At 38.9% G+C, this 15,400-nt stretch carries 13 protein-coding genes; 8 read left to right on the forward strand and 5 right to left on the reverse strand.

Annotation, left to right across the window (positions count from 1 at the left end):
* Window positions 1-907 precede the first annotated feature (907 nt).
* The gene (locus B6258_RS17440; RefSeq protein ID WP_099076343.1) at window positions 908-1,225 is read left to right on the forward strand and encodes a hypothetical protein; all 318 of its coding nucleotides are present in this window, start codon (window positions 908-910) and stop codon (window positions 1,223-1,225) included.
* Between the two features lie 89 nt (window positions 1,226-1,314).
* Here the strand turns inward: B6258_RS17440 and hemY are convergent, their stop codons facing one another.
* The 4 genes from hemY to hemC are packed head-to-tail and all read right to left on the reverse strand — an operon-like array spanning window position 1,315 to window position 5,504.
* Window positions 1,315-2,535 (reverse strand): protoheme IX biogenesis protein HemY, encoded by a 1,221-nt coding sequence (hemY, locus tag B6258_RS17445; protein ID WP_099076344.1) that lies wholly within the window; start codon window positions 2,533-2,535, stop codon window positions 1,315-1,317.
* 4 nt (window positions 2,536-2,539) lie between these two features.
* Entirely contained in the window at window positions 2,540-3,808 is a 1,269-nt protein-coding gene (gene hemX / locus B6258_RS17450) for a uroporphyrinogen-III C-methyltransferase (RefSeq protein WP_099076345.1), read from the reverse strand.
* 20 nt (window positions 3,809-3,828) lie between these two features.
* Window positions 3,829-4,566, reverse strand: coding sequence for a uroporphyrinogen-III synthase (hemD, locus tag B6258_RS17455; RefSeq protein ID WP_099076346.1), 738 nt, complete (start codon window positions 4,564-4,566; stop codon window positions 3,829-3,831).
* Window positions 4,563-5,504, reverse strand: a complete 942-nt coding sequence (hemC, locus tag B6258_RS17460) for a hydroxymethylbilane synthase (protein ID WP_099076347.1) — start codon at window positions 5,502-5,504, stop codon at window positions 4,563-4,565. The genes hemD and hemC overlap by 4 nt, the downstream gene beginning before the upstream one ends.
* 997 nt (window positions 5,505-6,501) lie before the next feature.
* On the opposite strand from hemC, the gene B6258_RS17465 reads away from it, so the two are divergent.
* Window positions 6,502-9,096, forward strand: a complete 2,595-nt coding sequence (locus B6258_RS17465; RefSeq protein WP_099076348.1) for a class I adenylate cyclase — start codon at window positions 6,502-6,504, stop codon at window positions 9,094-9,096.
* A gap of 68 nt (window positions 9,097-9,164) precedes the next feature.
* Here B6258_RS17465 and cyaY read toward each other — a convergent pair whose 3' ends face one another.
* Window positions 9,165-9,482, reverse strand: coding sequence for an iron donor protein CyaY (cyaY, locus tag B6258_RS17470; RefSeq protein WP_099076349.1), 318 nt, complete (start codon window positions 9,480-9,482; stop codon window positions 9,165-9,167).
* A 79-nt stretch (window positions 9,483-9,561) separates the two neighbouring features.
* On the opposite strand from cyaY, the gene lptM reads away from it, so the two are divergent.
* The 6 genes from lptM to uvrD all read left to right on the forward strand — a co-directional run bounded on the left by lptM (window position 9,562) and on the right by uvrD (window position 15,268).
* Window positions 9,562-9,729 carry an LPS translocon maturation chaperone LptM gene (gene lptM / locus B6258_RS17475; protein ID WP_071788576.1) on the forward strand — a complete coding sequence of 56 codons (168 nt, stop codon included), beginning with the start codon at window positions 9,562-9,564 and terminating at the stop codon, window positions 9,727-9,729.
* 41 nt (window positions 9,730-9,770) lie between these two features.
* Window positions 9,771-10,595, forward strand: a complete 825-nt coding sequence (dapF, locus tag B6258_RS17480) for a diaminopimelate epimerase (protein ID WP_099076350.1) — start codon at window positions 9,771-9,773, stop codon at window positions 10,593-10,595.
* A 25-nt stretch (window positions 10,596-10,620) separates the two neighbouring features.
* On the forward strand, window positions 10,621-11,331 hold the full coding sequence (locus B6258_RS17485) for a DUF484 domain-containing protein (protein WP_099076351.1): 711 nt from the start codon (window positions 10,621-10,623) through the stop codon (window positions 11,329-11,331).
* Window positions 11,328-12,251, forward strand: a complete 924-nt coding sequence (xerC, locus tag B6258_RS17490; protein WP_099076352.1) for a tyrosine recombinase XerC — start codon at window positions 11,328-11,330, stop codon at window positions 12,249-12,251. Before B6258_RS17485 ends, xerC begins: the two co-directional genes overlap by 4 nt.
* The gene (gene yigB, locus B6258_RS17495) at window positions 12,251-12,967 is read left to right on the forward strand and encodes a 5-amino-6-(5-phospho-D-ribitylamino)uracil phosphatase YigB (RefSeq protein WP_099076353.1); all 717 of its coding nucleotides are present in this window, start codon (window positions 12,251-12,253) and stop codon (window positions 12,965-12,967) included. The genes xerC and yigB overlap by 1 nt, the downstream gene beginning before the upstream one ends.
* 144 nt (window positions 12,968-13,111) lie before the next feature.
* Complete coding sequence (gene uvrD / locus B6258_RS17500; protein WP_099076354.1) at window positions 13,112-15,268, forward strand: DNA helicase II; 2,157 nt, start codon at window positions 13,112-13,114, stop codon at window positions 15,266-15,268.
* The last annotated feature ends 132 nt before the right edge of the window (window positions 15,269-15,400 follow it).

Below are 15,400 nucleotides of genomic sequence, written 5' to 3' on the forward strand. Positions count from 1 at the left end.
ATTTCTATTTCTATTTCTATTTCTATTTCTATTTCTATTTCTATTTCTATTTCTATTTCTATTTCTATTTCTATTTCTATTTCTATTTCTATTTCTACAAGTCATTACTCTTACCCATGCTTTTTATTTCTTGTTATGTGTTCTAGGTAAGAAAACCAAAATGATTCTTTTAACGAAAATACCCTCTTCGTCACTTAAGGGTTATTAATAATTTAATTTATTGCCGAATTTTAATCTTCATAAAAAGATGAGTTAAATACGTAAAATAATTGATGGTAATTATATGAAATATAACTCTTTTATTTTATCTGTCGGCAAATGCCAACACTCGCTATTTTTGATGTCTCCAATAGGAGACATATAATGCATTGATTTTAAATAATTAAATAATTGGTATGTTCTTCTTGTCGTGAAAAAGAGACGTATATCAGACCCTATATTTTCTTTTCTATTTAGCAATAGCATGGTGAAAGCACAAACCATAGCTTCTTTATCATTGGAAATGAGTAAAGCCAGAAAGGAAAACCAACATTCAATAAGTTATCTTATGCTTTTTAGAGATAGAGGGTATTTTTAATAAAAAATGAAAAATTGGCACGCTAAATGCAATATGTATATTGTAGATGCTCATTCCACTCCTTATGACAGCATATGGCTTCATAAACCTAGGAATGATGCAGAGCCGATTATTCGGTGCCTACGTCCACGTTAACGATGAACATCATTCATCATCAACAGGACGAAACGTTGAGTGAGGCACCATCCGTCTGTAGACCTGATTGTATATTTATGCGCCTGTATAGTTTTATACAGGCGTTTTTTTATATATCAATCTCATATCCATTTTGTATTCACCGCATTATCACGCTATTATCCAGCGCAAGGGTAGATTGGAGATAGCATCAATATGATAAATAAACAAAAAGCATATCTTGCACAAGAAAAACTCTTTCTTATAGAGAAGTTTGGCCCATTATTGTTCTTTTTGATCCCTCTTATCATGCTCATTATTGGTGGCAAATCATGGGCTAAATATGTGGCTTTTCTTTGTCAGGGGATCGCACTGATTTATATTGTCGTGTTTTATCAAGCGAGAAAAAATTACCAGTCATTTAAGCAAGAAAATGAGAAGGGAATACCCACTCGTTTTTATCGTATTGCTTGGGTGTATGTGTTTTTGACTTTATGTGTAGAAGTGGTGTTGTTATTTCAAAGTGTCTTTTAAATCACATAAAAAAACCCTCAATAATTAATAAAGAGGGTTTTTAGATCAGGTGATTAAACGATTTATGATCACGTTCTTATCGAATAAGCTTATTTACTTTTTTTCGGCTCTTCAAAAATGACAGAATCCTTTTTCAGTGTCATTAATAAAGCATCTTTACGCACTTTCGCCGACTCTTCCGATTTTTTCTGTTTATCTAATGCATCAGCAAGCCACGCAAAGTCATGAACATCAGGACGCTGTTTTAACGCATTACGAAAAGCCTCTTCAGCTTGGGTCCATTGTCCTTGTTGCATTGCAATCTGACCTAATGTGCTATTGAGTAATGGCGTTGGTCCATGTTGTTTAATTAATGAATTGAGTACTTTCAAAATAACGTTGGCATCTGTATTTTTTAAACGAGGGAGTAGTAAGATCAAGCGTTCATCATACTGGCGTTTAACACCGTCTAAGATGATCGTTTGAGCAGTATCAGGATCGTTACACTCAATAAGGTGTTCAGCCAAAACGACGCGCAAGGCATTATCGTGATGGACTTTACGCGGCTGTGCTTTCCACCAATTTTTCAGTCCATCACAGCCACTTTCGGACATCTTTTGCCCCATAATACCGATATAGGCTTTTTGGCGTAGTTGCGCGAGTTCATCATCCGTATGTAATGCAATTTTTTGCATGGAAGGAATGATATCAAGCAATGCTTGCCAAGCGCCTGTTCGTGTATAAGCAGCTTCTGCAAGGCGTAATACTTCTGGATGGCGTGGCGCTTGATTTAATAACTCATCAACCCCAGTACGCGCGGCATGATTTTCGTTTTGTGCTAATAAAATACGCACTCGTGTGATATCAACAGGAAGCTGATTTGTATCGGCAAGCTCGGCTGCGCGTTCAAGGTGTTGTTGAACTCGGAATTCATCACCTCGTTGTTGTGCGGCTTCAGCGGCTAATAGGTAGTTTACAACAGGCTGTTCTGCATAATCTGCATTACGGCTCATTAGTTTTTCAACTTCTTTAAAATCACCTTCCGCTAATTTCATTAATGCCATACTGGTTTGTTTGCGTGCACGATTACGTTTACGGAAAGAAAACCAACTATATGCTTTTGAGCCTGTACCAATAAAGCGGCGATAACTCCAACCAATCAGCAACAATGCTAATTGTAGTAAAACAAACATAATGACAAGGCTAGTCACACTGGTTTCAATATCCCAATCATCAGTTTGTATAAGCACATAACCTTGATGACCTGCCAATAGTGGACCAAAAATGATGCCTGCAATAAGCACCACAAAAAGGAGCAGTATTTTTAACATAAGCTTATTCTCCTTGTCGTGTTACTGGTGCATCAACAGTTGTGCTATCAGCTGCAGCATCTTGTACGCTTTCTGATGCATTATGTTCAGCTTCTACGGCTTGGGCATCTTGGGCTTCTACAGCTTGTGCTTCAGCAACTTGTGGCTCTGCATACTCATTTTTTGCCAGCAAATTGCGGATTTGTTTTTCTACACGTTTTTCTAGCAATGTTGGGCTTTTCAATTCTGATGGCATTGCAAGCGTAATAGGCTGTTTCTCTAATTCAGATACTGTATCTAAAAATGCGGTTGTACTTGGATCAGAGGTATCAAAGTAAGCTCGTACCCAAGTGGATACCGCTTCCAGTGATTGCTGATAAATTTCAGTTTGGTGACGAGGCACTGCTTGAGAAGCAATTAATAAACGCGAACGGATATTTTCACGTAAATAGACATCTTGATTCGGTGCTAATAAAGGAACGGCAGCAGTATCACGACGACGAATGGTAATAAAATCATCCATAAAGCTTTTCCAGCTTTTGCTTAGATTCTGTTTCCAATCAGAAAGTGAACCTGAAATAGTTTCATCGTTCTTATCCATTGGTGAGCCATTACGCTCAAAACCAGCTAAACGGAGATTATCAATCTGATTCGCTAACTGGTTTAATTGTAAGATGATGCCATCATTATCAATTTTAGTGAGTGCGGCTAAATTGCTGATATCTTCATTAATAGCACGACGGATCTCAAGTAAACTCGGATCGTTCATTTCTGCTAAGCTACTATCGGCACCTTTTAATAGACTGACTGCGGTCACAACATCTTGATCATTCCATAACTTACGACCGGCCATTTTCACCATAAAATCGGCTTGTGCTAATAGCCAACTTTTGACATCTGCACTGGAAATAGCGGCAAAGCGTGTTTGTAGATCTTGAATTTGGCGCTCTGTTGTTTGGCGCTCGCTTTGTAACTTATCGATAGTCTGTTTTTGTGAATTAAACATGCTATCAATATTGTCAAAGCGTTGTTGATATGTATTTTGGCGTTGTTGTAATTGGGCTAGCTCAGATTTGAGTGATTGATTTTCTGCACTCAACGTTGATGCTTGTTGATTGGTGTAATAGTAAAGGCTACCACCGATTGCCAAAATAACAAGGATAGCAACAGCACTTCCAATTAGGCCTGAGCGCTTGTTATTAACAGGTTTGACTTCCTGATAGCGGACATTCTCATCAGCTTTAGCTGCATCTTTTGGCAAGTCATTATCATTTGTATTTTTCTGTTCCGTCATATCGGCGTCTCATTTAGGTTCTATATTAATGCATGAAATAAAGCATCATTATTGGCACTTTCAGCAACGGTGACAGTTTCCCACCCTAATGTTTTTGCTATTGTTGCTAATCGTTCACTGACTACCAGTAAATGGCAGTTTAACAGCCATGCTTTTTTAGATTCAGCGACCAGATCAAAGAGTTGTTGTAACATTTCACCGCTAGTGACAACAAGCGTATCAACCTGTGCTTTTTCCCATTGAAGCGCAAAGTCCTCAGGGGAATAATGAATAAATAGGCGTTGGTAACATTCGCATTCATCAACGATTGCGCCTCGTTGACTTAATGTTGTTGCGAGTAAGTCACGACCCCCGTTACCTCTAAGCAGTAATATTTGTTTGTTTTTCACCTGATTAAGCGCAGGAAGATCAAGAAGATCTTCACTGGTTTCTCCTTGCTCAGGGTAGCAAATTGGAAGACTGCTTAAATATTGGAAATCTTTCGCTGTGCTTTGACCTATACCATAATAGGATAGCGTATCTGGCCATGATTGTTGTAATTGATTTAGCTGCCAGTTTGCGTATGACACCGCATTTTTGGAAAGTAAAAACACACAATCACCCGCCCTTAATCCTTTTAGTTTAGCATCTAATAAAGAGAGTTCACGACCTGCGGTGATCTCTATTAAAGGTGCTTGAAAGGCTGTTTTCCCCGCATCAATTAAACGCTGGGTTAATGCCTTCCCTGCTGGGTTGGGGCGAGTAACTAAAATACTCATGCTGGTGTGCTGCCCTGGTACACTGCCGTTAAAATAGCTCGTGCACCTTTATCTAAAAGCTCCTCTGCCAATGAGATACCTGCGGCTTCAGCATCTTTAGGAGTCACTAAACGTTCGCCACGTAAAATAGTTTTGCCATCAGGCGAACCGACTAAAGCACGTAACCAAATTTTGTCTTTTTGCCAAATGGCATAGCTTCCAATAGGAACTTGGCAACCGCCTTCAAGACGCGTATTCATTGCACGCTCTGCTTTAACGCAAATTGCAGTGCGTGAGTGATTGAGAGCATCTAATCGTTGGCGAGTTTCATTGTCATCTAAGCGACACTCAATTCCCACTGCACCTTGTCCAACCGCAGGTAAAGATTGCTCAGCAGATAATGGTGTGCGAATACGTTCGTTAAGACCTAGGCGCTTTAAGCCAGCAACGGCAAGAATAATGGCATCGTAATCACCATTATCTAATTTCCCTAAGCGAGTACCTACATTACCCCGTAAATCACGAATAATTAGGTCTGGGCGCTGTGCTTTTAATTGGCATTGGCGGCGTAAACTGGATGTACCTACGATGCTACCCGCAGGAAGCTCTTCCAAAGAATCATAATGATTAGAGACAAAGGCATCACGAGGATCTTCGCGTTCACAAATAGTCACTAACCCTAAGCCTTCTGGGAAATCAATAGGAACATCTTTCATAGAGTGAACGGCAATATCTGCGCGTGATTCAAGTAGAGCCAGTTCTAACTCTTTTACAAATAGCCCTTTGCCACCTACTTTAGCTAAAGGTGTATCTAAAATGATGTCACCTTTAGTGACCATTGGTACTAATTCGACGACTAAACCTGGATGAGTAAGTTGTAGTTGTTCTTTCACGTAAAGTGCCTGCCACATAGCAAGAGGGCTTTGGCGGGTAGCAATACGGATGGTACTTTTTGACATAATAGTATTATCTCTTCCGAGCGATTAGCGATATTTTTGTTTAGAAATAAGGCATTGTTTTAACACTTTAAGGCTCAATTTTCCAGTTAAGGCGCTTTGTGTCGTAATAACAATGAAAGAAATGAGGGCGTCATCGAAAAAGAAAAAAAGAAAGGAGAAATAAAAAATAAGTAAATTACTAATGGATACTATTGGATTTAGTTATTTTCAGAGTTTTATTCTTTTTATATCTATATAAAAAGTGTGGTTATTTACAAAATTAAAACATTGGGTTAATTTTGTTAACAATTGATGGGTGAGAAGTAATATAAATATTATGTTCAATCTGAACATATTGATAAAACAACTATTATTTTAAATTTACTTATTTTTCTTATTATTTTTTAATATATAAAAACACGATAAATTTTAACAAAATTATTATTAAATAAAAGAACGAGAAATAATAAAAATAGAGAAAAGAATTTAGTCTTAAATTAAATAAAAAACTAATAAAAATTAAATATTATTTTAAATATTATTATCGCAACATTAAAAATAGAATTCTTATTTTAAGTATAAAAATCAAAAACAATCAAAAAATAGAAATAATTCATTGTTATCAATCAGTTGTTTTTATTTTTGTTTTTTTATCTATTTTTTATGTTTTATTAAGATTTATTTTCAGTTTCATCATTAAGTAAACAGGGGTTTTTGTGGGATAAAGGAAGGATTGAGAGATTTTTTTTATCATTTTATCTATAAGTAAAATAATGTATCCATATGATTGTAAATATATTTATTTGATGGCTTTACACGATTAAGCGCTTAAATATCACTTTTAGATCTTGGTGCTATATTTTGAGTTCCTCTTTACGCCTTGCGCTCAAGGTGTTAAATTGATCACGTTTCCGAGATTTTGTTAGTAAAGTTTTATCTATTAATATTACCTAACTCAACCTTGGTCACTTATAAACTCAGATTCTACTATCTTCTTAGTATTGTTCAGGCGAAACTCTTGTATCTTTATATTGAAACACTGAAGCAACGGCTGGATGCGATTAATCAACTCAGACTGGAACGAGCATTTGCATCGATGTGTGATGTTTTTAAACAGGTCTATGGTTTAATTCCTGTTTTATTGCATTACCACCATCCTGAGTTGCCCGGCTACATACAAGGAAATGTTCCTCACGGTACATGTTTCTTTGAACCTGATGACATGCAACGTCAATGGGCGAATAAGCTGGTTAACGCATTATGTGATGATCCGATGGATGGATACGCCAATGGAGAGCTGCCAATTACTGGCATCTATTCAATGGGGAGTACCTCTTCTATTGGTCAAAGTCACTGCTCCGATATTGATATTTGGGTCTGCCATCAATCATGGCTAGATCAAGATGAGCGTGCACTTTTACAACGCAAATGCCAATTGATTGAACAATGGGCTGGCGAACTAGGTATTGATGTTACATTTTTCTTAATTGATGAAAATAGATTTCGTCACCACGCAAGCGGTAGCTTAGGTGGAGAAGATTGTGGCTCTACTCAACATATTCTTTTACTTGATGAGTTTTATCGTACAGCGGTACGTCTAGCAGGTAAACGCTTGCTATGGACGATGGTACCTATTGAAGAAGAACATCATTATGATGAATATGTTAATTCCCTTTATGCTCAAGGTGTATTAACGCCAAATGAGTGGCTAGATCTAGGGGGTTTAGGTGAACTTTCTGCTGAAGAGTACTTTGGCGCAAGTTTATGGCAACTCTATAAAAGTGTCGATTCACCTTATAAAGCGGTACTAAAAAGTATTTTATTAGAAGCCTATTCAGCGGATTACCCTAATGGGAAGTTGCTGGCATTAGAAATGAAACAACATCTACACCGTGGCGAAATCGTTAATTATGGTTTAGATGCTTATTGTATGATGCTTGAGCGAGTCACTCGCTATTTGGTTTCTATCAATGATTTAACACGCCTTGATCTTATTCGTCGTTGTTTCTACCTGAAAGTGTGTGAAAAATTATCTAACGAAAAAACACCCAACGAACCAGAAGGTTGGAGACGACAAGTCTTATTGCAATTGGTCACTCAATGGCAATGGGATAATGAGCGTTTAACAGTACTCGATACGCGTGATAGCTGGAAAATCGAGCGTGTGCGTGATGCACACAATGAATTATTAGATACGATGATGCAAAGCTATCGTAATCTTATCCGTTTCGCACGTCGTAATAATTTAAGTGTCAGTGCAAGTCCACAAGATATCGGTGTTCTAACACGTAAACTTTACGCTGCGTTTGAAGCATTGCCCGGCAAAGTCACACTGGTTAATCCACAAATTTCACCTGATTTATCAGAGTCACATTTAACCTTTATTTATGTACCACAAGGTCGAGCAAATCGTAGCGGATGGTATTTATATAATCGCGCCCCTGATTTTGAAAATATCGTTGGACATCAACCACTAGAATATAACCGCTATTTAAATAAATTAGTGGCATGGTCTTATTTTAATGGGCTGTTAACGAAAGAGTCTCGAGTTTATATTCATCAAGGAGGATCCTCTTGTGATGAAATTAAACTGCATGAATTAGTTAGAGATATGTCGAACCATTTTCCGATCAGACTGCCCGCACCAACGCCTAAGGCACTGTATAGCCCTTGTGAAATTAGACACTTAGCCATTATTGTTAATCTTGAGACTGATCCAACTGAACGTTTTTCTGATCAAGTGGTTCATTTTGATTTTAGAAAATTGGATGTTTTTAGCTTTGGTGAAGAGCAACAATGTTTAATTGGCAGCATTGATTTGTTATATCGCAACTCATGGAATGAAGTGAGAACCTTGCATTTTAGCGGCACACAATCAATGCTGGAATCTCTGAAAACGATTTTAGGTAAAATGCATCAAGATGCGGCTCCACCGGCCTCTGTTGAAGTATTTTGTTATAGCCAACATTTGCGTGGTTTGATCCGTACTCGTGTTCAGCAGTTAGTTTCAGAATGTATTGAATTACGATTATCAACGAATCGTTTAGAGCCGGGTCGTTTTAAAGCTTTACGCATTGCTGGACAAACGTGGGGATTGTTCTTTGAACGCCTCAATGTGTCAGTACAAAAATTAGAGAATGCGATCGATTTTTATGGGGCGATTTCCTATAACAAATTACATGGGTTGCCCGTTAAACTTGATAAAGATGCCCGTTATTTACCCGCAGTGATTGATGGCTTTGCCTGTGAAGGAATTATTCAATTCTTCTTTGAAACCACTGAAGATAATAATGTTTTTAATATCTATATATTAGATGAATCTAATCGCGTTGAAATTTATTCCCATTGTGAGGGCAGTAAAGAAGAGTTAGTGAAAGATGTTAGCCGTTTCTACTCTTCATCTCATGACCGATTTACATATGGTTCGAGCTTTATTAATTTTAATCTGCCGCAGTTTTATCAAATTGTGAAAGTGGAAGGATCAACACAAGTGTTACCTTTTGCTGGGGGATCCTTTGGTAAGTTATCCGATCTGGGTAGTAAAGAAGTTCAACCTGAGATGAATGTTGTTGCCCACGGATTTACAGATTATAAAGCGGTGCAACACTCTTAATTGAGTACAAGCCAATAAACACAAATGGGAGCTTTGATAGCTCCCATTATTGTTGTTAACTGCGCTTCTTAGAAAGAAAACGCTTCTCCACTTTGTTCTGTTATTGCGTGTGCCAGCATGGTTAAAAATTCACCGCCACTTCTATCACAAATCCATTGTTCATCTTTCCAATCAAAGTGATAGCCACCAGCGCGTGTCGCTAACCAAACTTGATGAAATGCTTCTTGGCGATTAATAATAATTTTGCTATTATTTTCAAAGGTTAATGTCATTACACCGCCATTGATTTCACAATCAATATCTGCGTCACCTTCATAATTATCAATAGTTTGTTCTATTTCTGACAAGAGTTCGTCAGCTAATTGGTGAAATTCACTGTCGTTCATCTTCATTTCCTATTTGCTTTTCGAGATCTAACTGCGATTATAGAGGATATTAACCAAATAAATGACAGGCAGATTTCGAATGAAAACGTATTTACGTTGCACTCTTGCTATAATAACACTGATTTCTCTTTCTGGTTGTGGCTTGAAAGGCCCTCTTTATTTCCCTCCTGAAGATACTCAGGCAAAAATGACACAGTCATCCCAGCCAACCCAGCAAGTTGAGAGCGCCTCAACTCAGACCAATTAGTCAATCTTAGAAACGGTAATTTCGTTTCAGGCAGGGGCAAGATGCAATTTTCAAAAATGCATGGTCTTGGCAACGACTTTATGGTGGTCGATGCTGTGACTCAAAATGTTTATTTTTCACCAGAATTAATATGTCGATTAGCGAATCGTCATACTGGTGTTGGATTTGATCAATTATTGGTGGTTGAAGCACCTTATGATCCTGAACTCGATTTCCATTATCGTATTTTTAATGCGGATGGAAGTGAGGTTGCGCAGTGTGGTAATGGTGCTCGTTGCTTTGCTCGATTTGTGAGATTAAAAGGTCTTACAAACAAAAGAGAGATAAAAGTCAGTACGCAGTCTGGCAGAATGACCTTGCATGTTATGGATAATGATGATGTATGCGTCAATATGGGCGAGCCTGAATTTGAACCTCAAAAAGTCCCTTTCCGTGCACAAAAGGCAGAAAAGACCTATATTATCAGAGCAATGGAACGTACTGTATTATGCGGTGTTGTTTCAATGGGAAATCCTCATTGCGTTATTCAGGTTGAAGATATTAAAACAGCAGAAGTTGAGTTGTTAGGGCCTGTGTTAGAGCAGCATGAACGTTTTCCTGAACGTGCTAATATTGGTTTTATGCAAATCGTAGATAGAAGTAACCTTCATTTGCGGGTATTTGAACGTGGTGCAGGTGAAACAAATGCCTGTGGTAGCGGGGCTTGTGCGGCTGTCGCAATTGGTATTTCACAAGGCTTACTAGATAAGCGAGTGAAAGTCACCTTACCGGGTGGATCATTACTCATTGAATGGAAAGGAGAGGGTAACTCTCTTTATATGACTGGGCCTGCGACACATATTTATGATGGGATCATTCAGCTATAATATTATTTTTTGAGAGGCTATCTGTATGACGGATAAAAATGAGCAGTTCTGTTGCCCTGAAACCAACGAACTTAATGATCAACAAGTGATCCGTTACCTCAGGGAACATCCTGGTTTTTTTATCCGTAATGCAAGCTATATTGAGCAAATGCAAGTTCCTCATCCCGTCAGAGGAACCGTTTCTTTAGTTGAATGGATAATGTCGCGTCAACGTAACCGCATTCATTATCTTGAAGAAGATATGCGTTTGTTGATAGAACAAGCCTCTGAAAATGAAGCTCTATTTAGCCAACTCTTGTTATTAATTTCTGAACTATCCAGCAGTGCTTCTCTTCACGAAATGCTAGAACGCTTAAACCTTTGGGCTAAGGGATTAGGGCTTTATTCAGTTCAATTACGCCTATTTACCGATCGCTGGCAATTACAGCCACCTTTAGATGCACAAGATCTCCCATTATCTCGCCAAGCATTTGAACATTTCCGTATTCAACGTATGGGCGATGATAATCACTATTTAGGGACATTAAATGGGCAAGAGATCATGTTATTGATGCCTAATGTACGACGTTCTGGTTCTGTTGCGCTTTCATTGTTAGGACATTATGGTGATTTGGGCGTGATTATTTTTAATAGCCGAGATAACCAACATTTTCAGGAAGGGATGGGAACAGTCATGCTGGATAAGCTCGCCCATATTTTACCCGAATTGTTACTTCGTTGGATTGCAAGGCAATGAATCAATCAATAGATATTCCAGAAACACTCTCCACCGTTATCGAGCAATTCCTGCGTTACATCCAAGTTGAACGCCGATTAAGCCCTGTCACAGTAGAAAATTATCATCGCCAACTGACCGCATTAGCACAAATGATGGTGGCGATGAAAATCACACAATGGATATCACTTGAAAGCCAACATGTACGCATGTTATTAGCGAAAAGTCATCGAAGTGGATTACAACCGACCAGCCTTGCTTTGCGCTTTTCGGCGTTACGTAGCTTTCTTGATTGGCAAGTGACACAAGGAATGTTAGAGGTTAATCCCGCAAAAGGCATTCGCACCCCTAAATCTGGTCGTCACCTTCCTAAAAATATGGATGTCGATGAAGTGAGCCAATTGATGAATATCGACTTAAAAGATCCTCTTTCTGTGAGAGATAGAACCATGCTGGAAGTGATGTATGGTGCAGGATTACGCCTATCAGAATTGACTAACTTAAACATGAGCGATATCGACATGAATGAAGGTGAGGTTCGTGTCTTAGGTAAAGGAAGTAAAGAACGAAAAGTACCATTGGGAAGAAAAGCACTAGAGTGGCTACAAAATTGGTTTCCGATGCGAGAGCTCTATGCGCCTGAGGATAAAGCTGTCTTTATCTCAACACAAAGCGGCAAGCGTTTATCCGTGCGCAGTGTACAAAAACGGTTTGAACTTTGGGGTGTTAAACAAGGACTAAGTAGCCATGTGAACCCTCATAAATTACGCCACTCGTTTGCCACACATTTACTGGAATCCAGTGGTGATTTACGTGCTGTACAAGAGTTATTAGGGCACGCTAATTTATCGACTACACAAGTTTATACACATTTAGATTTTCAGCATTTAGCGAAAGTCTATGATGCTGCTCATCCGAGAGCTAAGAGAGAAAAATCATAATGCGCTTTTACAGAACTCTGACGCCAATTGCAGCGATGACTTTTGATTTAGATGACACGCTGTATGACAATGTGCCAGTGATGGACAGAACTGAAAAAGAGACGCTGGATTTTATTCGTCAATATGATCTGCGTTTTAATCATTTCACAGAAAAAGATGTGAATGCCTATAAAAAGCCACTTATAGAAGATAATCCTGATATTTTTCATGATATTACTCAATGGCGTTGGCTTGCAGCTAGAAATATGTTGTTAGATTATGGTTACAGTGAGGCCAAAGCACAGCAAGGTGCTGATGAAATTATGACTAACTTTGCTTATTGGCGTAGCCGCATTAATGTGCCTAAAAATACCCATCAGGTTTTGACCGAATTGGCACAGAAAATCCCATTAATTGCGATTACAAATGGTAATGCAAACCCATTAAGTTGTGGCTTAGGGCAGTATTTTTCACATATTTTAAAAGCTGGCCCTGATGGTCGTTCTAAGCCTTATCCTGATATGTTTGATAAAGCCGCTTCACTGTTAAATCTTCCACATGAAAAAATCCTACATGTGGGTGATCACCTGATAACAGATGTTGAGGGGGCCGTTAATAGTGGATTACAAGCATGCTGGATTAACCTTGATAACCGTAGTTTATTTGAAGAAGGTGAAACCAGAGTAATGCCACATATTGAAATTACAGATCTAAGCAAACTGATAGAATTAATTTAATGTGATATTCGATAAGAATGGCACAGATAAACGCGGTTAAAAAAGGCTTTATTTTGCATAGCGCGTGAATTCCTGTTAGTTTGTTGCTTACTCTCTATTTCTGTATATATCCACAGTATTTTCTTCACTAAATGATTGGTAATTATGGACGTCTCATATCTGCTAGAAGGCCTTAACGATAAACAGCGCGAAGCTGTAGCCGCACCTCGTATTAATATGTTGGTGTTAGCTGGCGCAGGTAGTGGTAAAACACGGGTTCTGGTACATCGTATCGCTTGGTTATTATCTGTTGAACAAGCTTCTCCTTTTTCGATTATGGCTGTGACGTTTACCAATAAAGCCGCTGCAGAGATGCGCCATCGTATTGAAGACTTAATTGGCACAAGCCAAGGTGGCATGTGGATTGGCACATTCCATAGCCTTGCTCATCGTTTATTACGCGCACACTATCTTGATGCAAATTTGCCACAAGACTTCCAAATTATTGACAGTGATGATCAATATCGCCTTATTCGTCGTATTGTTAAGTCAATGGATCTTGATGATAAACAATGGCCTGCACGTCAAGGTATGTGGTATATCAACGGCAAAAAAGATGAAGGTTTACGACCACAACATATTCAAACTTATGGTAATCCTGTTGAAACAACATGGTTGAAAGTGTATCAGGCATATCAAGAAGCGTGCGATCGCGCGGGGCTGGTGGACTTCGCTGAGCTTTTATTACGTGCTCACGAACTTTGGCTTAATAAACCTCAAATATTGGAGCATTACCAAAATCGCTTTACCAATATCTTGGTTGATGAATTTCAAGATACTAACCGCATTCAATATGCATGGATAAGAATGTTGGCGGGTCAAACAGGTAAAGTGATGATTGTAGGTGATGACGATCAATCTATTTATGGCTGGCGTGGTGCGCAAGTTGAGAATATTCAAAATTTCTTAAATGAGTTTCCTGGCGCAGAGACTATCCGATTAGAGCAAAATTATCGTTCTACCAGCAATATTCTAAAAGCCGCGAATGCACTCATTGCTAATAATAGTGACAGATTAGGTAAAAACCTGTGGACTGAAGGGGCTGAAGGTGAGCCTATTTCGCTGTATTGTGCTTTTAATGATCTGGATGAAGCACGTTATGTCGTAGGTCGAATTAAGCGCTGGCAAGAAGAAGGTGGTGCGTTAACAGACTGTGCCATTCTTTATCGTAGCAATGCCCAATCTCGTATAATGGAAGAGGCATTATTACAAGCAGCGATGCCATATCGTATCTATGGCGGTCAGCGTTTCTTCGAGCGCCAAGAGATCAAAGATGCACTCTCTTATATGCGATTAACGGCTAATCGCCATGATGATGCTTCTTTTGAACGCGTTGTGAATACCCCAACACGGGGCATTGGTGATAGAACATTAGATATTGTTCGCCAAGTCGCCAGAGATAACCAAATTACCTTATGGGAAAGTGCATTACAGGTTATTGAACATAAAATGCTTGCAGGACGTGCAACGGCTGCAATTCAACGATTCTTAGAACTGATTGAAACACTCGCCTCTGAAACGGCAGATATGCCATTACATGTGCAAACAGACCGAATTATTCGTGATTCAGGCTTAAAAGCGATGTATGAGCAAGAAAAAGGTGAAAAAGCACAAGCTCGTATTGAAAACTTAGAAGAGCTGGTTACTGCGACTCGTCAATTTAGCTATCAAGATGAAGACGAAGATTTAATGCCACTGCAAGCATTTCTTTCACATGCTGCATTGGAATCAGGCGAAAGCCAAGCTGATGCCTATCAAGATGCCGTGCAGTTAATGACACTTCACTCGGCTAAAGGGCTCGAATTTTCACAAGTCTTTATTGTGGGGGTAGAAGAAGGCATGTTCCCAAGCCAAATGTCGCTAGATGAAGGTGGGCGTTTGGAAGAAGAGCGTCGCTTGGCTTATGTCGGTGTCACGCGAGCGATGAAAAAGTTAACACTCACTTACGCTGAAAATCGCCGTTTATACGGCAAAGAAGTGAGCCATCGTCCTTCTCGTTTTATTGGTGAATTACCTAAAGAGTGTGTTGAAGAAGTCCGTTTACGCGCGACAGTTTCACGCCCTGTTAATCATAGCCGTTTAGGGACGCCGATTATCAGCAATGATACGGGTTATTCGCTTGGCCAACGTGTGAAGCACCCCAAATTTGGTGATGGTACCATTATCAATATTGAAGGTAGTGGTGAACATTGCCGATTACAAATCGCCTTTAATGGTGAAGGTATTAAATGGCTAGTGGCAGCGTTTGCGCGACTGGAATAAGCCTTGATGAGAGTGAATTAGCATTACCCCAATATAAAAACACCCTAACTTATTTGATCGATAAACGGGGGTCAGTTCATAAATAAGGGTGTTTTTTTAAGGGCGGTGCAAGTTGATTGATTAATAATCTCG

This window comes from Proteus alimentorum (assembly GCF_002607735.1).
Taxonomy (GTDB): Bacteria; Pseudomonadota; Gammaproteobacteria; order Enterobacterales; family Enterobacteriaceae; genus Proteus; species Proteus alimentorum.